Source organism: Chromatiales bacterium 21-64-14 (assembly GCA_002255365.1).
Taxonomy (GTDB): Bacteria; Pseudomonadota; Gammaproteobacteria; order 21-64-14; family 21-64-14; genus 21-64-14.
On sequence record NCBI01000001.1, the window covers coordinates 275109 to 293125 of the forward strand.

At 64.9% G+C, this 18017-nt stretch carries 19 protein-coding genes and 1 pseudogene; 2 read left to right on the plus strand and 18 right to left on the minus strand.

The genetic code is table 11. From position 1 onward, the window contains the following. Positions 1-50: 50 nt before the first annotated feature. The 10 genes and pseudogenes from B7Z66_01235 to B7Z66_01280 form a co-directional block, all read right to left on the minus strand. Positions 51-1319 (minus strand): Tol-Pal system beta propeller repeat protein TolB, encoded by a 1269-nt coding sequence (locus B7Z66_01235; protein ID OYV78386.1) that lies wholly within the window; start codon positions 1317-1319, stop codon positions 51-53. Positions 1320-1357: 38 nt separating this feature from the next. Next, positions 1358-2257: a protein TolA gene (locus B7Z66_01240; protein OYV78207.1), complete on the minus strand. Its 900-nt coding sequence runs from the start codon at positions 2255-2257 to the stop codon at positions 1358-1360. A 2-nt stretch (positions 2258-2259) separates the two neighbouring features. Further along, positions 2260-2658 carry a protein TolR gene (locus B7Z66_01245; protein ID OYV78208.1) on the minus strand — a complete coding sequence of 133 codons (399 nt, stop codon included), beginning with the start codon at positions 2656-2658 and terminating at the stop codon, positions 2260-2262. 65 nt (positions 2659-2723) lie between these two features. Beyond that, the gene (locus B7Z66_01250) at positions 2724-3455 is read right to left on the minus strand and encodes a protein TolQ (protein OYV78209.1); all 732 of its coding nucleotides are present in this window, start codon (positions 3453-3455) and stop codon (positions 2724-2726) included. Further along, positions 3448-3849 carry a tol-pal system-associated acyl-CoA thioesterase gene (locus tag B7Z66_01255; protein ID OYV78210.1) on the minus strand — a complete coding sequence of 134 codons (402 nt, stop codon included), beginning with the start codon at positions 3847-3849 and terminating at the stop codon, positions 3448-3450. Before B7Z66_01255 ends, B7Z66_01250 begins: the two co-directional genes overlap by 8 nt. 634 nt (positions 3850-4483) lie before the next feature. After that, positions 4484-4735 (minus strand): hypothetical protein, encoded by a 252-nt coding sequence (locus tag B7Z66_01260; protein OYV78211.1) that lies wholly within the window; start codon positions 4733-4735, stop codon positions 4484-4486. Positions 4736-5009: 274 nt separating this feature from the next. After that, a pseudogene (locus B7Z66_01265) lies at positions 5010-6304 on the minus strand (two-component system response regulator GlrR). Next, entirely contained in the window at positions 6301-6855 is a 555-nt protein-coding gene (locus B7Z66_01270) for a hypothetical protein (GenBank protein ID OYV78212.1), read from the minus strand. The pseudogene B7Z66_01265 and the gene B7Z66_01270 overlap by 4 nt, the downstream one beginning before the upstream one ends. Beyond that, on the minus strand, positions 6852-8303 hold the full coding sequence (locus tag B7Z66_01275; GenBank protein ID OYV78213.1) for a hypothetical protein: 1452 nt from the start codon (positions 8301-8303) through the stop codon (positions 6852-6854). The genes B7Z66_01270 and B7Z66_01275 overlap by 4 nt, the downstream gene beginning before the upstream one ends. Positions 8304-8382: 79 nt before the next feature. Further along, positions 8383-9450, minus strand: coding sequence for a Holliday junction branch migration DNA helicase RuvB (locus B7Z66_01280; protein ID OYV78387.1), 1068 nt, complete (start codon positions 9448-9450; stop codon positions 8383-8385). A gap of 262 nt (positions 9451-9712) precedes the next feature. Between B7Z66_01280 and B7Z66_01285 the strand changes: the two genes are divergently transcribed. Both B7Z66_01285 and B7Z66_01290 read left to right on the plus strand, forming a co-directional pair. Then, positions 9713-10261 carry a hypothetical protein gene (locus B7Z66_01285; protein ID OYV78214.1) on the plus strand — a complete coding sequence of 183 codons (549 nt, stop codon included), beginning with the start codon at positions 9713-9715 and terminating at the stop codon, positions 10259-10261. 113 nt (positions 10262-10374) lie between these two features. Further along, positions 10375-10644 carry a hypothetical protein gene (locus B7Z66_01290; protein ID OYV78215.1) on the plus strand — a complete coding sequence of 90 codons (270 nt, stop codon included), beginning with the start codon at positions 10375-10377 and terminating at the stop codon, positions 10642-10644. Positions 10645-10685: 41 nt separating this feature from the next. Here B7Z66_01290 and B7Z66_01295 read toward each other — a convergent pair whose 3' ends face one another. From B7Z66_01295 to B7Z66_01330, 8 genes are all read right to left on the minus strand, one after another. Next, complete coding sequence (locus B7Z66_01295; protein OYV78216.1) at positions 10686-11732, minus strand: hypothetical protein; 1047 nt, start codon at positions 11730-11732, stop codon at positions 10686-10688. Between the two features lie 45 nt (positions 11733-11777). Beyond that, the gene (locus B7Z66_01300) at positions 11778-12386 is read right to left on the minus strand and encodes a Holliday junction branch migration protein RuvA (GenBank protein OYV78217.1); all 609 of its coding nucleotides are present in this window, start codon (positions 12384-12386) and stop codon (positions 11778-11780) included. Next, positions 12383-12901, minus strand: a complete 519-nt coding sequence (locus B7Z66_01305; GenBank protein OYV78388.1) for a crossover junction endodeoxyribonuclease RuvC — start codon at positions 12899-12901, stop codon at positions 12383-12385. The genes B7Z66_01300 and B7Z66_01305 overlap by 4 nt, the downstream gene beginning before the upstream one ends. A gap of 139 nt (positions 12902-13040) precedes the next feature. Continuing rightward, positions 13041-13784: a YebC/PmpR family DNA-binding transcriptional regulator gene (locus B7Z66_01310; GenBank protein OYV78218.1), complete on the minus strand. Its 744-nt coding sequence runs from the start codon at positions 13782-13784 to the stop codon at positions 13041-13043. A 49-nt stretch (positions 13785-13833) separates the two neighbouring features. Next, positions 13834-14481 (minus strand): hypothetical protein, encoded by a 648-nt coding sequence (locus B7Z66_01315; GenBank protein OYV78389.1) that lies wholly within the window; start codon positions 14479-14481, stop codon positions 13834-13836. Positions 14482-14543: 62 nt separating this feature from the next. Then, positions 14544-15644, minus strand: coding sequence for a quinolinate synthetase (locus tag B7Z66_01320; protein OYV78219.1), 1101 nt, complete (start codon positions 15642-15644; stop codon positions 14544-14546). Positions 15645-15649: 5 nt separating this feature from the next. Continuing rightward, positions 15650-16150 carry a dihydroneopterin triphosphate diphosphatase gene (locus B7Z66_01325; protein OYV78220.1) on the minus strand — a complete coding sequence of 167 codons (501 nt, stop codon included), beginning with the start codon at positions 16148-16150 and terminating at the stop codon, positions 15650-15652. A gap of 18 nt (positions 16151-16168) precedes the next feature. Further along, entirely contained in the window at positions 16169-17950 is a 1782-nt protein-coding gene (locus B7Z66_01330) for an aspartate--tRNA ligase (GenBank protein ID OYV78390.1), read from the minus strand. Positions 17951-18017 lie beyond the last annotated feature (67 nt).

The following is an 18017-nucleotide window of genomic DNA, read 5'->3' on the forward strand; positions in this document are numbered from 1 at the left end:
AAATACACATGCCTCGGTCGGGATCGGGCCCCCTCCGCCTCCCACCGGTACTAACGGGCAGCATACGGAGCCCATGCCGGCTCCTGAACGTCGCCCTCCTGGGACACCAACCGCTGACCTGCATGGCCGTCGACGGTAACCGTCGCCAAGACCCGCCGATTATGATACTCCGTCGAGTACAGAATCATACGCCCGTTGGGGGCGAAACTAGGGGACTCATCCATGCTCCCATCGCTCACCACCTGGAGCACACCCGTCTTCAGATCGAGCACCGCGATCCGGTACTTGCCCTGCTCGCGGTGCACCATAGCGATGCGTGTGCCATCCGGCGAGAAAGATGCACGCGCGTTGTAGTTGCCCTCAAAGGTAACCCGGCGGGCCTCGCCCCCCTGCGCCGGAATCCGGTAGATCTGCGGGGAACCGCCGCGATCCGAGGTAAACACCAGCTCGCGTCCGTCGGGTGACCAGGCAGCCTCGGTATCGATCGCGGGATTGTGCGTGACGCGCCGCACCCGGCCGGAGGCCAGGTCCAACACGTAGATGTCGGGGTTGCCGTTGCGGGACAGGGTGACCGCAAGCTGGCGCCCGTCCGGGGACCAGGCGGGCGCCCCATTGATCCCCGAGAAGGACGTAAGCACCCGCCGCGCGCCGGTGGCCAAATCCTGGCTGAAGATCTGCGGCCGCCCGCTCTCGAACGATACATACGCAAGGTGGGTCCCGTCCGGCGACCAGGCGGGGGACATCAGCGGTTGGGACGAACGCAGTATGGTCCGCGCATTGTAGCCGTCGGAGTCCGCCACCTGCAGTGCGTATTGCCGGGACTTGAGGGGCCCGGATACGGTGACATAGGCGATCCGGGTGTCGAAGGCACCACGCTCGCCGGTCAACTGTTGGTAGATCAGGTCGCTGATATGGTGAGCGGTATCGCGCAACTTGGCGGCGCTTACCGTGAAACGCTGCCCCAGCAGTTGGGACTGGGGCTGGGACTGATACACGTCGTAGAGATAGAACTCCACCTGGAACTGACCGTTGGCGAGCGCCTGCACCTGCCCGATCACAAGGTTGTTCACCCCGAGCACCCGCCAGCTTTGCAGGTTGACCTGGGATGGCGTAGTGGGGTGGGCGATCAGATTCGCGCTGGCCAAAGGCTCGAAGCGGCCGCTGCGGGCCAGATCCGCGCTGACGATCGCGCTGATGTCCTGAGGCGGTGCGGGTGCCGTGCCGCTCCAGGCAAACGGGACCACAGCGATGGGAACCGCCCCTTGGGCCCCGCGGGTGATCTGGATCGTAAGCCCACCCCAGGCCGGAAGCGCACACATCAGCAGCAGCGCCGCCGAAAGGACACGAGACAGTGAGGTCAAGGCGCGGCTCCCTGCTGTTCCGGGCTGAATACAAAAGTCAGATCCCGAAATTGGTTGAAGAGTGTGGAATCGGGCGGCAAGGGCAGCGGCGACGCCTTGCGTACCGCGGTCTCCACGGAGCGGTCGAACACCGGGTCGCCGCTACTCTGCGCGATCCGCACGCCCACCACGTCGCCACTCGGGATCAACTGAACCTCCACGGTACAGGACAAACCCGACGCGGAGCCCGGGGGGCGTAGCCAGTTACGTTCCACCTGATTCTGGATGATCTGCACATAGTGGTCGACCGTGCTCTGCACCTGGCGCGCCTGTGCCGCTTGGACTTGGTGCTGTTCCGCGGCTACTTGGGCTTGCAACGCCTTCTCGGCTGCCTGCTGACGCTTACGGGCCTCAGCGGCGGCACGCTGTTTCTCCGCTTCCTGTTTCTTGCGCTGAGCTTGGAGCTGCGCCAAGCGTTGCTGCTCCTGTTCCTTCTTTTTCTGCAACTCGAGGGCCTGCTGCTTGAGCTTCGCCAGCCGCTGCGCCTCGGCCTGCTGCTGAATCTTGAGCTTGGCGGCGTCCGCCTTGCGTTGCCGTTCCTCGACCGCACGCTGGTGCTTCAAGGCCTCGACCCGCCGGGCTTCCGCGTCGCGCTGCTTCTTAAGCGCGCGCGCCTCGGCCTCCAGCCGCTGACGTTGGGCGGCCTTTGCCTTGTCGGCCTTCTGCAGGCGTTCGACTTCCCGGTTGACCGTAGCGGAATCCACCGCGACGGCCTGGATCACTTTCGGCCCCACGGTACCCGCCGGCTGAATCCGGGCGACGTGCTGCAGACTGACGACCAGCAGCCCGAGCAGGAGTCCGTGGATCAACACGGCACCCACCAGCGAACCAGGATCTTTGCGCAGCGCCTGCCACATGCTCAGCGCGCGGGGGGCGGCTCGGTCACCAGCCCGACACTGGGGACCCCCGCGTCCTGTAGAAGGGCCATGGCGGTAACCACCTTGCCGTAGTCCACGTGCGCGTCGGCACGCATCATCACCTTCGTGCCGGGACGGAACTTGAGGACCGCAGCGACCCGGTTGACCAGGGTCTCCACCGTGACCGGCTTATCCGGATAATCGCCGACGTTCAGAAAGTACTGCCCCTGTGCGTCCACCGTCACCACCAGGGGTTCCTTCGCGTCGGGGGGCAAGGCCTGTGCGGCCGCCTGGGGCAGGTCGACCTTCACCCCTTGGGTGAGCAGCGGTGCGGTGATCATGAAGATCACCAGCAGCACCAGCATCACGTCGATATACGGCACGACGTTGATGTCGGACATCAACCTTCTACGCCGCCTGTGGGATTGGGTCATCGGCAATCGGGCCCTTCGGGCAACGGGTTTCCCTACGCCTGTTCCGCCGCCTGGGTAATGCCCGGGGCGCGGGCCGGCACCTCGGGGCGCGGGCTCAGTGCATGGCGCTGGAGTATGGTGGAGAACTCTTCCATGAAGTTGTCGTAGCGGTTGACCAGCCGATCCAACGCGGTGGAATAACGGTTGTAGGCGATCACCGCAGGGATGGCGGCGAACAGGCCCATGGCGGTCGCCACCAGGGCCTCGGAGATGCCAGGGGCCACATGGGCAATGGTGGCCTGCTGAACCCCGCCCAGGGCCTGGAAGGAGTTCATAATACCCCAGACCGTGCCGAACAACCCGACATAGGGACTGGTGGAACCCACGGTCGCGAGGAACGGGAGGTGCGTTTCCAGTTCATCCACCTCGCGGGACAGGACTACGCGCATGGCGCGCTGGGCGCCCTCCACTACTGCGCGCGATTCCGCCCCCGCCTGTTTGCGCAGCCGGACAAATTCCTTGAAACCGGCCTCAAATATGCGCTCCATACCGGTAAGTTCGTGGCTGCGGCGCCCGAGTTGCTGGTAGATCGCGCCCAGGTCGCTGCCGGACCAGAATCGATCTTCGAACGCGTCCGCGGCCACCCGAGCGCGTTTCAGGATCTTGCGTTTCTGCAGGATCACGGTCCAGGAAAACATCGAGGCCAACAGCAGCGCCAGGAGTACCGCCTTCACCAACAGGCTTGCACCCATTACCAGATGGAAGATGGAAAGATCGCTAGTCACTGGGAATCTCCGCAACCAAACGACGCGGTAGCGCGCGGGGAATGAAGGAATCAGCGTTCAGACATGCGATCTTGACGGTGCCACGGCACAACAGGCGTTGCGCCGCACCCTGCAGCACACTCTGTGCCAGCAGGATACTGGCGGGCTTGCACCGTAGCGGCTGCACCGTCACGCCGAGACGCTCGTTGAAACGAGCCGGCTTGTGAAATTCCACTTGGATGGAGCGCACCGCGAAGATGATTCCTTCCTGCTCTCTGAGCCTATCCTGCTCGAACCCAAGGCTGCGTAGCCACTCCGTGCGCGCCCGCTCCAGAAACTTCAGATAGTTGGCGTAGTATACGACACCACCAGCGTCGGTATCTTCGTAGTAGACCCGCACCGGCCAGACGAACATGCTCGCGGAACTGGACAGTTCAGTGTCACGCACGGCTAGGAGTGAGTCGACAGGACGGCCATAAAACACCGCTTACTGTACGGCTCCAGGGCACTGCCGGCAAGGGATTCCTGTGCTATCACGGGCTGGACCGCACGGAGATGACCACGTCTCACCCGCCTGGGGCTGTGCACCGCAGGATCCGCGTCCCGGGACGCGCCTGACCGGGGTGGCGCCCGAGCCCGGTCGCGTCACGAAACCGCCACTAAGGATTGTTGGCTGGCGAGGAGCCGGGCTGAGCTTGAGGGCTGGTGGGCGCCGGCGTGGCGCCGGAACCCGGCTGCTGCGGGGGAAGACTCGGCAGCGTTGCGGGCACCTGAGTCCGTGCCGCGGGTGCATCGCTGGAGGGCGCGCCGCCAGCGGAACCTTCTTCCGGCGCGGTCGACCCACTGCCGCCGTGGTCCCCACATCCGGATAGGACCAAGGGGAGAACGGATATCATCGCTACGGCTACTGCCCGTTTAATTGCCATTTCATAACGCTCCTCAGTTGCGGAGACATGCCCTGGACCATCCCACCCGCGGCGGCTGCCGCGCGCCGCGGGCGGGACCTGTACGTCCCTGTCGATCCGGATTCCATTCCGAGTGGCCCGGATTTATTCCTGTCCTTCGCCGTCCCCGTCGCCTGTGCTCACCGGCCCAGATTGATCGGGCTCCTGCTCGGCTCCGTGCCCAGCTTCGGGAGCTGTCTGCTCTTGGGGTGCCACCTGATCTTGGGGATCCTGAGCCTGGGACGGCTGCTCCAGGGTGGAATCCGCGTAAGTTCCCGATGCTGGCACCGGCTGAACAGCCAGCGCCGAACCGGCACCCAACACCATCGGCAATACAACCCACATTCCCCATTTCATCGTGGCTTACTCCTGAGGACGCTACGGAAGAACCGCTCAGCGACCCCGGTCTCCCGGGGGCCATGCGCGGCATAGGGCCGCGTCACGGAAGGGTCAAAGCAAGGTTTGTACCAGGAGAAATAACCTAAGCATAATCAGTGAAGTACCTACATAATCGGGGGCCCATCCGGCCCGTAATCGTCGCTTCAACCCGACAGGTAAGCGAGCTTTAAGGTTTAGTCCATTGAAAACCATGATGTTTATCCGTCGCCTATGGGCGACAAAATCGGGGCGATCAACGGGCGGGTTTGAACTCCGCAGGATCCAGCCGGTGGCGATGCAGGAGCCGATAGAACTCGGTGCGGTTACGACGGGCCAGCCGTGCCGCCTGGCTCACGTTCCCGCTGGTGATCTTAAGCAACCGTGCGAGGTATTCGCGTTCGAACTGGTTACGGGCATCCACAAACGAGGGCAGTTCGGTGGGATCCTCCCGCAAGGCCTTCTGGACCAAGGGCGCCGAGATCACCGGGGTCGCGGACAGGGCGACGCACTGTTCCACCACATTCAACAACTGACGGACGTTGCCCGGCCAGGGGGCCGCCACCAGGGTTTCGATCGCCTCCGGTGAGAAACTGTGGGCCTTTTTCTTGTATTTCTCGGAAAGCGTCTTGAGAAAATGTGCGGCGAGCAGCGGGATATCCTCGCGCCGCGCGGCGAGAGGGGGGATCTCCAGGGAGACGACGTTCAATCGGTAATAGAGATCCTCGCGGAAGTTGCACTCAGCCATCTCCTTGCGCAGATCCCGGTGCGTCGCGGAAATCACCCGCACATCCACCGGAATCGTCTCGGTGGATCCTACCGGGCGCACCTGTCGCTCCTGCAACACCCGCAGCAGCTTAGCCTGCAAGGCCAAGGGCATGTCGCCGATTTCGTCCAGCAGCAGGGTGCCCCGATGTGCGGCTTTGAACAAGCCTTGGTGATCGCGGGTCGCGCCGGTGAAGGCACCCTTGGCGTGCCCAAAGAGTTCGGATTCGAGCAAGGTATCCGGGATCGCACTGCAGTTGACGGCTACGAACGGCATTGAACGGCGCGGGCTCGCGCCGTGGATCGCACGCGCCAACAACTCTTTTCCAGTCCCGCTATCACCGTAGATGCACACACTGGCGTCGCTGTCCGCGACCATGCGGGCCTGCGTCAGCAGATCCTCCACCAGCGGGCTGCGGGTTATGATGGCTCGGCGCCAGGCGTTATCCGCTGCGCCTTCCACGCCCATTCCGCCGTAGCCGGACAACTCGAGCGCCTTGGGGCCGCTACCGCCTCGGGAATCGACCCGTGGGCCGTCAGGATAATAACGGGCAGCGCGGGGTTCTTGCCGTGGACCGCGTCGAACAGTGCGAGCCCGTCCATCCCGTCCATCCTCAGATCGGTGATGACCACCTGCGGCCGAGCCACCTCGAGGGACGCCAGGGCCTGCTCCGCGCTCTCCGCGATCGTCACCTGATAACCCACCGACTGCAGCCGGATCGACAACAGGCGCAGAAGATCGGCATCGTCGTCCACCACCAGTATCCTGGCGCCCTCAGTAGTCATTTCAACTCCGGAACCGACGGTTTGCCACGGTCATTGATACTCTTTTCGATACTCTTGATTTCATCTATCTTCCGCTGAAGAAGGTCGCTGCGCTGTTGTTCCGCGCTGAGGTTCGCCGCCTCCGCCTGGTGCCGCTTGATCATACGCCGCAGGAAAGCGGCGAAGTTCCGCATCGCCGCCGGTTCCCCCGCAGGCGCATCCAGGTACCCGTTCAGTAAGCCGATCGCACGATCATCATCATGGAACGGGGCATCGGGCAAGGTCAACAGGACCACCAGACGAAGCCGGCTCGATCCATCCGGCGTGCGGACAAAGCGTTCCTTGGCGCTGTGAAATTCCACATCGAGTTGCTGAGGGGACATCTGCTGCAATTCCTCGACATAGGCCAGCAGCTCCGCCACCGAGTCGGCGCCTCGGTCGCTGGTGCCCGGGATCGCGGCCCACGCGGAACCGGTCCCGTGACCGTACAGACCACCGATCGCGCTGCAACCACCGATCAGTGGGCCGCACACCGCCGCCAGAAGTAACAGCCCAACGACACTGTGCCTCATGCTGCATCCTGTTTCTGACATATGGGAATCGTCACGCGAAAGTGCGCGCCCCCCGCGGGGCACTCCACCAAGTGGATCGCTCCACCATGGGCCATGACGCACTCCCGCGCGATCGCCAGGCCCAGCCCGGTACCCTTGATACGCCCATCATGGGCAGCGCGCCCCTGGTAGAACGCATCGAATACCCGCGTCCAGTCTCCCGGCTCGACCCCGGGCCCACCGTCGATGACATCCAGAACCGCCGCGTCTCCGGAGCAGGTCAAGCCTATATGAATCACACCTTCGGCGGGTGAGTACTTGACCGCGTTCGACACTACATTGTCAACGATGGTTCGCAGCTTGTCTTCATCGCCCTGCACCTGAACCGTGTCGAGCTCCGTCACTAAACGGATGGCCTTTGCGAGCATGGCCGGCTTGTGGTTATTGGCCACCTGACCGATGATCCGGGGCAGGTCCACAGGCCGCAGGCTCAAGGCTGGCTGGCGCAGGTGCACAAGACCAAAGGTGAGCAGGCTCTCAATCAAGCGCTGCAGGGATAGGCTGTTGTCACGCAGTATCCCTATGATGTCCCGCTGTGCACCGTTGAGCTCCCCGACCACCTCGTCATTCAGCAGCTCCGCGCTCTCACGGATCGCGGTCAGCGGCGTCTTGAGTTCGTGGGACACGTTGCGGACAAATCGGTTTTTCTCTCCTTCCAGCTCCACCAAGCGCTCGCGCAGCCAATCCAGACGTTGGCCCAGGTAGCGAAGATCCTGCGGACCTCCAACCTCCACGGCCACTCCGAACTCCCCGTCTCCCAGCCGCCGGATCGCTTGATCGATCTGGCGGATCGGCTTTGAGATCAGGATTGCAAATACCACCGCAAAGATCACCGCCGCAGGAACGAAAGCCACGGCGGCCCACAGAAACAAACCCCTAGCCTGCGTCGCCTCACGTTGCAGAATATCGACCTCATGGTCGATCAACCGGCTGCTTTCCAGCAGAATGGTCCGCGCGAGATCCGCCAGCGCGGTGAATTCGCCGGCCACCTGGCTCTCACTGCCCTGGTTCCGGAATGCGTGGGTCTGGATACCGGAAAAGAGGCGACTCTCCCGGACCATCAGGGCGGAGAGTTGCGCCTTCTGGGGGTCGCCCAACGGTAGCTGGGCCAGGCTCCGGGCGGTCTCCTGAAACTTCTTGTGGCGTTCGGCATAGCCCTTGAAAAGTGTCGGGTCGTCCAACACCATGGACTGGCGCGCACTGCGTTCCATCTCTGGGATCTGCTCCACCAGCGCACGGCTGTACTGAGTGATCCGTACCGCTTGGTAGATCGCGTGTTGACTTTGGTCCGCAAGCTTCTCCACGTCGATAGCCGCCAAGACCAAGGCGATAATCAGCGGGAGGGTGATGAACACGAAGCCGATCAGGATCAGCTTCAGAAACGATTTTGGAGGATAGACCAACACCACATCCGCTCCCTGCGCTTGGACTTGCCACCAACCCGATGCTGCCCCAGCCGGTCCGGCTCACGCGGGGGCGTGCCTGCGTTCAGTCCTGTGCTTCGTCCGTAGCGTCCGCGAACAAGTCCATCGCGTCCGGGCGGGCCGCGAGCACCTGCGCCGGGGGCGTGATCCCGAAGTGCAGGTAGGCGCTGCGGGTAGCGACCCGCCCGCGCGAAGTGCGCATCATGTAGCCCTGCTGAATCAGGAACGGTTCGACCACATCCTCGATGGTGTCCCGCTCCTCGCCGATGGCGGCCGCCAGGTTGTCGACTCCGACCGGACCGCCATCGAATTTGTCGATCACGGTACGCAGCAGCTTACGATCCATCACGTCGAACCCGTTGATATCCACCTTCAGCATCTCCATCGCCTGGGCGGCCACCGCGGCGCTGATGCGCCCATCGGCCTTGACCTGGGCGTAGTCACGGACCCGGCGCAACAGCCGGTTGGCGATCCGCGGCGTACCTCGGGCGCGGCGCGCGATCTCCGCCGCGCCGTCGGCCGCGATCTCAACCCCGAGAATAGTCCCGGAACGCGCTATGATCGCCGTGAGTTCCTCGGTGCTGTAGAACTCCAGCCGCTGCACGATACCAAAGCGATCCCGCAGCGGGGAGGTCAACAACCCGGCCCGGGTGGTCGCCCCGACCAGGGTGAACGGCGGCAGATCAAGCTTGATGGATCGCGCCGCCGGCCCTTCGCCGATGAGGATGTCCAACTGGTAATCCTCCATCGCCGGATAGAGGATCTCCTCCACCACCGGGCTCAGGCGGTGGATCTCATCCACGAACAGCACATCCCGGGGCTCCAGGTTGGTCAGCAGCGCCGCCAAATCGCCGGGCCGCTCCAGAACCGGTCCGGAGGTATGCCGCAGACCTGCCCCCAGTTCGTTGGCGATCACATGGGCAAGGGTGGTCTTGCCGAGACCGGGCGGACCGAAGATCAGCACATGATCCAGGGCCTCGCCGCGCTCCCGTGCGGCGCGGATGAAGATCTCCATCTGTTCACGCACCGGGGCCTGCCCCATGTATTCACCGAGGGTCCGGGGCCGCACGCTGCGCTCCACCGCCTCCTCATCCCCGGTGGTGCGGGGATTTACCAATCGGTCGGATTCGATCATCGGCCTCACCCGTATCCCGCGCTGCGCCTATGATACCCTGGACGGACAAAAATCACGGGGCCCGCCGGGGTGGACTCTACACTACGGACTGTCGACCGGACAAAACCGCGGCGACGGATCGGGCCCGGTCAGTTTATGCCTCGGAAACGCGACCCGTTTACGTGACTTGGTTCTCGTTTTACCCTATTGCATAAGGTCGCCCCGGCCGCTATCTGCGCCGTACCGGGCATGTCCCAACTATCGAAGGAACCCCCGTCGAATGAAGCTGTTGCGGTTGTGTCTTCTGCTCGTGGCCATAGCGGGCCCGGTACAGCTCCGGGCTCAGGGTCAGCCGTGGTTGCTGGTGGACACCCATTCCGCCACCCTATCCGTGATCCAGGATGGACGGGTCAGGGTCCGTTTCGGCGATATCGCCATCGGGCGCGGCGGCGTAACCCGGCTGCGTGTGCGGGACGACGATGCCACCCCCCTGGGCACCTTCCATATCGCCTGGATCAACAACCACAGCCCGTTCCATCGGTTCTTCGGCCTCGATTATCCCAATCCGACCTACGCATGGCGCGCCTTCGACCACAACTTGATCGGCCCGGACACCCTGCGCCGGATCCTGCGCGGTGTGCGCGACCAGGACCACCCCCCCCAGGATACCCCGCTGGGTGGCGACCTGGGCATCCACGGACTCGGCGACGCCAATCCCTGGATCCATCGGCATCTCAATTGGACCCGCGGGTGCATTGCCCTGACCAACCGCCAGATCGACACGCTGTCCCCTTGGGTCCACATCGGGACAACGGTGGTAGTGCGCTGAGCCACCCGGGGAATCGCCACCGAAACACCTTGAGAACCGGGCCTCGAAATCCGGTATACTGCGCCCCGTTGTATCCGTACTACCCCCCCACCCCCCCAGAAGGAGATACCGTCATGCGTAATTTGTTGGGGACTCCAGCCAAACTCGCTGCCCTGGCGCTGGTCATAGGGCTTGCCGGCGGCTGTGCCACTACCGATCAGCTGAACGCGGTGAAGGGTACAGCCCAGGATGCCCAGAGCACGGCCCAGGCCGCCAAGAGCTCGGCGGACCAAGCCAATCAGAAGGCCGACGAGGCGCTGCAGCAGTCGGAAGCGAACAAGAAGGCGATTGCAGACACCAACGAGAAGATCAACCGGATGTTCAAGAAGTCAATGTACAAGTAACCGCCCGCGTCGCGTTCCGCGACGATCAGGCATCCAGTGTTCTATCGCCCCGCACCCGCGGGGCGATCTTTTTCCAGCGCCACGGGTACGGCGGTCGCGGACGATGTATCACCCGCCGCGAGCGGGAGCGCCGCGGCCCGCGTCTCCGCGATGCCCGGATCGTGTATCCCCACTGGCACCGGGATCCCCTCGGGTTCCAGGATCAGGTGTTGCATCCGCGCCCAGTCCACCGCGTAACCCGGGTGCCCGCGGGTGGCATCGACCACCAACCGCACCGCCGGCGTGAGGTCTCGAACCGCCGCCTTGCCCTGTGGTGTCACGGGCGGGTGCGCCTCGAGATACAGCCGCCCCCCTTGCCACCCGACCTTGTAGAGCTCGTGGACCAAGCGGACCGGAGTACCCACCGGCACACCGTTGAACAGCGACTGGATGTCCTCCGGATAGAGCCGCACACAACCGTGGCTCACCTGCATCCCAACCCCATAGGGATGATCGGTACCATGGATCAGATAGCCGGGCACCCCCAGTTGCAGGGCGAACTGGCCCAGCGGATTGTCCGGCCCGGGAGGAACATACCTCGGCAGAGGGGTGCCGTTCTCGGCATGCTCTTTGCGAATGGAGGCGGGCGGATACCAAGCCGGGTGGCGGATCTTATCCACCACCCGCGTCAACCCCACGGGGGTCTGCCATCCGTCCCGCCCGATACCCACCGGATAGGTGATGACCACCGCCGAACCACCGCGGCGCACCGGCGGATAGTAATAGAGGCGCATCTCCGGGACATTGAGGACGATCCCCCGACGTGGACCCGGCGGCAAAACATAGCGCGTCGGCAACAGCACCCGCGTCCCGGCCCCCGGCAGCCATGGGTCAACACCGGGGTTCGCCAAACGCAATTCGTCGTAACCAAGGTCGAAGCGGCGCGCAATGTCCAGCAGGGTATCTTCGTGCCGGGCCGCAACCCACTGCAACCGGCCGATCACTGAATCACCCGGCGGCGGCAACGGATAGGTAGCCGCCTGGCTCGGCCCCGCCAGCCAGATCCAGCCCCACACGAGCAGGGCGCAACGGCTCCCGCCTTTACTCATCGACCAACGGCTCCGCGATGTCCCGGCACACCGAATCTCCCCGGCTCATTTGGCCGCCGCCTGCAAGGCGCGACGGATGATCTCTTCGCTGGCCAGATCGGCCGTGTTCAACTCGCGTACCATGCGGCTCGCCTCCTGGGGCTTGTAGCCCAGGGTCACCAGGGCGCTCACCGCCTCCGCCGCTGGCGCGGCAACTCCCGCGCCAGTGGCGGATCGTGCCTCCTCGCCCGCGGCGCTCAGCGGGACATGCCAAGTCGCGAGCCGGTCCTTCATTTCCATGATCAACCGCTCCGCGGTCTTCCGGCCGACCCCCGGAAGGCGCGTCAGTCCCGCGGCATCCTGGTCATGGACACAGCGCACGAACTCCTCGCTGCTCACACCGGAGAGAATCGTGAGGGCCAGTCGCGCCCCCACGCCGTTGACCCGGATCAGGCCACGGAACAGCAGCCGATCCGATTCGCGCGCGAAACCGAACAGAGTATGGCTATCATCGCGGATCACCAAGTGGGTGTGGAGTGTGACCTCGTCCCCCACCGGCGGCAGTACGTAGAAGGTGGACATGGGCGCCTCCACCTCGTAACCCACGCCACCGACGTCAACCACCAAGTGTGGCGCCTGCTTGTACGTCAGCAGGCCCCGCAGGCGTCCGATCATCGCCGCCGCCCGCGGCGGCGCACGCGGCCCGCCAATGGCAGCCGCAACAGGGTGGCGCCAGTGTGACTATGGCACAGAGCCACCGCGAGGGCATCGGCGGCATCGCTCTGGGGACTGGCGTCGAGACCCAGCAATTGGCGCACCATATGCTGGACCTGGACCTTCGCGGCGGCGCCGGTACCCACCACCGCCTGCTTGATCTCCCGGGCACTGTACTCCGTGACCGGTACCGAGCCGAGTGCCGCGGCGCACAAGGCTACGCCCCGTGCATGTCCAAGCTTGAGCGCGGAATCCACGTTGCGGTGCAGGAACACCCGCTCGATCGCCACCTGCTCGGGTCGGTAGCCGTCCACGATCTGACGCACCTCTTCGAAAATCAGCCGCAGCCGGGACGCCAGATCCGTCCCCTGGACCCGGATACAGCCGCTGGCCACGTAGCACGCGCGGGTCCCGACCACATCGATGACACCGTAACCGGTGATCCGCGAACCAGGGTCGATCCCGAGGATCCGCACCACGCTAGCGTAGTGGTTCACGGTGGGGGACCCCCCGGGGCCCCCAGCCGGCAAACCCGCCGCGGCGGGGAGCGACACGCCAGCTCCGACCCGGGGCGCAAACTCCCCCCTGCGCCGGGTTCATGGTCTACCCACCGGTTCACAGCTCCGCAAGGACATCCTCCGCGAGGTCTGCATTGGAATATACCTGCTGAGTATCGTCCAGATCCTCCAGCATCTCCAACAGACGCACCAGCAGCCGGCCTTCATCACCACCCAGGGGCGTGGACACCGAGGCGCGCATGGTGATCTCGGCGTACTCCGGCTCCAGCCCCGCGTCGAGCATGGCCTGTTTCAGCGCGATGAAACCATCCGGGGTACTCAGCACTTCGATGGAACCGTCTTCTTGGCTGACCACATCCTCGGCGCCCATTTCCAGGGCGAGCTCCATGATCCGGTCCTCATCGCTGCCCGCCGGGTAGGTGAGCAAGCCGCAGTGTACAAACAGATAGGCCACCGAGCCTTCGGTACCGAGGTTACCGCCGCACTTGGAAAATGCGTGGCGCACCTCGGCCACGGTGCGGTTGCGATTGTCGGTCATGCAGTCCACGATAACCGCCGCCCCGCCCGGCCCGTAGCCCTCGTAGCGGACCTCTTCGTAAGCCTCGCCCTCCAGCGCCCCGGCGCCGCGTTTAATAGCACGCTCGACCTTGTCCTTGGGCATATTGGCAACCAGCGCCTTGTCCACTGCAAGGCGCAGGCGTGGATTCATGCCCGAATCGGCGCCCCCGGTACGGGCCGCTACCGTGATCTCCCGAATCAGCTTGGTGAACAACTTGCCGCGCCGTGCATCCTGGGCATTCTTGCGGTACTGGATATTGGCCCATTTGCTGTGTCCCGCCATGCGCTGCCTCGCGTCGCCTGCGCCTCACGGCGCCCGGTGCGGTAGTTTATCATGGCCCTTTTGGTGCCGACGATGACGGCGACACCGCCGATCCGTCATCGCCCGCGGCGGCCTCCTGGACCAGATCGCCACGCAGGAAACCGCACACCTGACGGGCGACACGCCGGGAGAGCACCAAGCCCATATGGGTGGTCGGGACGATCACCCGTCGCGGGCAATCCGGCGCGCGGGTCTCCGCCACGGTTACGGTGCCGTCGTTGGGCACCGGAAGCCCGCCGAACAGGCACCCGATCCCCATACTCCGGCGGCCGGCGATCACCATCACGTCCAGTCCCGGGGCTGCACGCGGACGGTCGCCAAGCAAACCGCGTTCGACACTGCGCCCCAGCAACCAACGGCCGGGGCGGTGGCGCAACAGGCGCCGCACCAGGGTACTGCCCGCCAAAGGGGTGCCCAGCAACAGAATCCGGCCCAATCGCGGCTCGGGAATGTCCTGCAGCAGATGCAGCACCACCAAACCACCCAGGCTATGGGCCACCAGATGTATGCGTGAAGCCCGCAGCCGCGCGAGAAACCCGGCCAGATCCGCGGCGTTGTCCACCGGGCTGCGGCCGCGCGAGGGGTACGAAAAAATCGCTGTTCGGAACCCGCAGCCGCGCACGCGCCGCGCCAAGCACCCCATCACCCAACCCGACATGAACAAGCCGTGGATCAGGACCACCAGAGGGGCGTCGTCGCCCGCGGAACCCGCGCCACCGTTTACGGCGAGATCTCCAACATGCGCTCCAGCGCGAGGCGCGCCGGCTCCGCGGTAGCAGGGGGAACCTGGATGCGGTTTACCACCCGATCTTCCGCCAGGTTTTCCAGGATCCACGCCAGGTGCTGGGGATCGATACGAAACATGGTGGAACACATACACACCGTTGGCGACATGAAGTGCGCCGATTTCCCCTGGTGGCGAAACTGTTCATTGAGGCGATCCACCAGATTGAGCTCGGTGCCCACCAGCCACCGGGTGCCAGGCGCCGAATCGGCGATGGTCTTGATGATGAATTCCGTGGAACCAACGTAGTCGGACTTCTGGCATACCTCGAACGAGCATTCCGGATGGGAGATCACCTTGGCATCCGGATAGCGCGTCTTGAACTGATCCACGTGCGCCGGCTGGAACATCTGGTGCACGGAGCAGAAGCCCTTCCACAGGATCACGGTCGCGTCCCGGATCTGCGCTTCGGTCAGCCCCCCCATGGGCCGATCGAAATCCCACACCACCATCCGCTCCAGGGAAATCCCCATCCGATATCCGGTATTGCGGCCCAAGTGCTGGTCGGGGAAAAACAGGACCTTGGCACGGCGTTCCAGACTCCACTCCATGACCTGGCGCGCGTTGGTGGACGTGCACACGATCCCACCATGGCGGCCACAGAACGCCTTCAGGTCCGCGGCGGAATTGATGTAGGTGACCGGGGTGCAATGGACGTCGGGGTCCAGCACCGTCGCCAGTTCACGCCATGCGCGCTCCACCTTCGCGAGGCTGGCCATGTCCGCCATGGAACATCCCGCCGCCAGGTCCGGAAGCACCGCCACCTGATCGGGCCGGGACAGGATGTCGGCCACCTCCGCCATGAAGTGCACGCCGCAGAAGACGATATAGCGGGCACGCGAGGCGGCGGCGAGCCGCGAGAGCTTGAGGGAATCGCCGGTATAGTCAGCGTGGCGATAAACCTCCTCGCGCTGATAATGGTGGCCGAGGATCACCAGGCGTTCGCCGAGGGCCGCCTTGGCGGTGCGAATACGCGCCTCGCACGCCGCATCGTCCAGCAGCGCATAGGTTTGCAGGGTGGACGGGTCGGCGGCCATGGACGTTACCTGCTCTTGGGTATGGGGTAGCGGCGGGGTTTCGATCCGCCGCCAGCGTCATCCGCGGCGACATAGCGCCGGATCGCGGCGCGATCAGTCCACGAGGCGGCCAACGCCACCGCCGCGGGCCATGCGACCCAACGCAGGGCCACATGCTCCGTCGGGGCCAGGCGGATATCCGCTGGCACGGCCAGCTCGGCGGTAAAAACGTGCTCCAGATTATATCGTACCCCAGGCCGGTAGCGCGCCTGCCATTCCGGGAGTAAGGGAAAACGGTTCTGTTCGCCCCGGTCGCGGAGCACCACCGCGCCCCCCGCCACCAAGCCCGTTTCCTCGCGCAGTTCCCGGCACGCCGCCGCCTGAGGAGTCTCGCCCCAGCCCAGGCTGCCGGTCACCGATTGCCAGTATCCCAGCGGGACCCGGCGTTCCAGCATGAGCACTGCGCGCTCCCGGGTGTGGACCACGACCAACACCGACTCGGGCCGCTTGTAGCGCTCGCTGTCCACAGTGCAGCGAGCGGCGGCTCAGGCCTGCTGGGTCACCGGACCGCGCATGCGCAATCCCAACTCGTGAAGCTGGGACTCGGGCACCGCGGACGGCGCCTGGGTCAGGGGACAACTCGCAGTCTGCGTCTTGGGGAACGCGATCACCTCGCGGATCGACTCGGCGCCGCTCATCAGCATCACCAAGCGGTCCAGTCCGAAAGCGATGCCCCCGTGCGGCGGACAACCGTAGCGCAACGCATCCAGCAGGAAACCGAATTTGTCGCGCGCCTCCGCGTCGGAGATTCCCAACAGGCGGAATACCGCCGCCTGCATCTCGGCGCTATGGATACGGATCGAACCGCCGCCGACCTCGGTGCCGTTGAGCACCAGATCGTAGGCGCGGGACAGACACGAGCCGGGCTGCGCGGCGAGGTGCTCCGAATCCGGCACCTGGGGCGCGGTAAACGGATGGTGCAACGCCACCCAGCGCCGCGCGCGCTCGTCCCACTCGAACATCGGAAAATCCATCACCCATAGCGGGCGCCAGCCGGCCTCCACGCAACCGCGGTCGTGACCGAGCCGCACCCGCAGCGCACCCAGGGACTCGTTCACCACCGCTGCGCGATCGGCCCCGAAAAACACCAGATCCCCGGTCGCCGCGCCACAGCGCGCCAGGATCTGCTCCACCACCGGATCCGGCAGAAACTTCAGGATCGGCGACTGCAGACCTGCGCGCCCGGCGCCGCGGTCGTTGACCTTGATATACGCCAAGCCCTTGGCCCCGTAGCGCGCCACCAGGGCCGTGTAGTCGTCGATCTCCTTGCGGGTGAGCGCCGCCCCGCCGGGCAGCCGCAGGCCCGCGACGCGCCCATGTGGGTCGTTGGCGGGTCCCGCGAACACCTTGAACTCCACCGCGCGCATCAGGTCGGTGCATTCAACCAGCTCCAGCGGAATACGCAGGTCCGGGCGATCGGTACCGAAGCGGGCCACCGCGTCCTGATAGCTCATGCGCGGGATCGGATCCGGCAACACCACCCCCAACACCGTGCCGAACAGCCGCCGGATCATGTCCTCGATCACCGGCAGGAGGTCCTCCTCGTCCATGAAGGAGGTCTCGATATCCAGCTGGGTAAACTCCGGCTGACGGTCGGCACGCAGATCCTCATCTCGGAAGCAGCGGGCGATCTGGTAGTAGCGATCGAGCCCTCCGATCATGAGCAGTTGCTTGAACAACTGCGGTGACTGGGGCAGCGCGAAGAATGCACCGGGGTGGGTACGGCTCGGTACCAGGTAGTCCCGGGCCCCTTCCGGCGTGGCGCGCGTCAGCACCGGCGTCTCCACGTCCAGAAAGCCGTGCTCGTCCAGAAACCGGCGCAGGGTGCGGGTCACCTCGGCCCGCAGCCGCAGGCGCTGGAGCATCGCGGGGCGGCGGAGGTCCACGTAGCGGAAACGCAGGCGCGCCTCCTCGCTGACCGCCTCGTCGTCCAGCGGAAACGGCGGGGTCTCCGCCACATTCAGGATCTCCAGCTCCTGCCCCAACACTTCCACCTGACCGGTCGCCAATGCCGGGTTCTCGGTACCGGCCGGCCGGTGCCGCACGCGTCCGTGGACCCGCAGCACGTACTCGCTGCGCACCCGTTCTGCGATGGCGAAGCTGTCCTTGCGGTCCGGATCGAACACCACCTGCACCAAACCCTCGCGGTCGCGCAGGTCCACGAAGATCACGCCGCCGTGGTCACGGCGGCGGTGGACCCACCCGCACAGGACCACCTCGCCATCCAACAGCGACTCGTCCAACTGCCCGCAGTAGTGGGTGCGCATGACGCAGAAGCCCTTGAGATTTCGCAAGAAAGACCGGAGATTCCGGAGGTCGCCATGTTACGGCCTT

Bases quoted from the DNA above. Each gene is read 5' to 3' on its own strand.
- B7Z66_01270 (OYV78212.1), bottom strand. From the start codon at position 6,855: ATGAGGCACAGTGTCGTTGGGCTGTTACTTCTGGCGGCGGTGTGCGGC.
- B7Z66_01290 (OYV78215.1), top strand. From the start codon at position 10,375: ATGCGTAATTTGTTGGGGACTCCAGCCAAACTCGCTGCCCTGGCGCTG.
- B7Z66_01295 (OYV78216.1), bottom strand. From the start codon at position 11,732: ATGAGTAAAGGCGGGAGCCGTTGCGCCCTGCTCGTGTGGGGCTGGATC.
- B7Z66_01285 (OYV78214.1), top strand. From the start codon at position 9,713: ATGAAGCTGTTGCGGTTGTGTCTTCTGCTCGTGGCCATAGCGGGCCCG.
- B7Z66_01240 (OYV78207.1), bottom strand. From the start codon at position 2,257: ATGTGGCAGGCGCTGCGCAAAGATCCTGGTTCGCTGGTGGGTGCCGTG.
- B7Z66_01235 (OYV78386.1), bottom strand. From the start codon at position 1,319: ATGTGTGCGCTTCCGGCCTGGGGTGGGCTTACGATCCAGATCACCCGC.
- B7Z66_01330 (OYV78390.1), bottom strand. From the start codon at position 17,950: ATGCGCACCCACTACTGCGGGCAGTTGGACGAGTCGCTGTTGGATGGC.
- B7Z66_01245 (OYV78208.1), bottom strand. From the start codon at position 2,658: ATGTCCGACATCAACGTCGTGCCGTATATCGACGTGATGCTGGTGCTG.
- B7Z66_01255 (OYV78210.1), bottom strand. From the start codon at position 3,849: ATGTTCGTCTGGCCGGTGCGGGTCTACTACGAAGATACCGACGCTGGT.
- B7Z66_01310 (OYV78218.1), bottom strand. From the start codon at position 13,784: ATGGCGGGACACAGCAAATGGGCCAATATCCAGTACCGCAAGAATGCC.
- B7Z66_01300 (OYV78217.1), bottom strand. From the start codon at position 12,386: ATGATCGGACGCCTGCGGGGCCTGCTGACGTACAAGCAGGCGCCACAC.
- B7Z66_01260 (OYV78211.1), bottom strand. From the start codon at position 4,735: ATGAAATGGGGAATGTGGGTTGTATTGCCGATGGTGTTGGGTGCCGGT.
- B7Z66_01315 (OYV78389.1), bottom strand. From the start codon at position 14,481: ATGTCGGGTTGGGTGATGGGGTGCTTGGCGCGGCGCGTGCGCGGCTGC.
- B7Z66_01320 (OYV78219.1), bottom strand. From the start codon at position 15,644: ATGGCCGCCGACCCGTCCACCCTGCAAACCTATGCGCTGCTGGACGAT.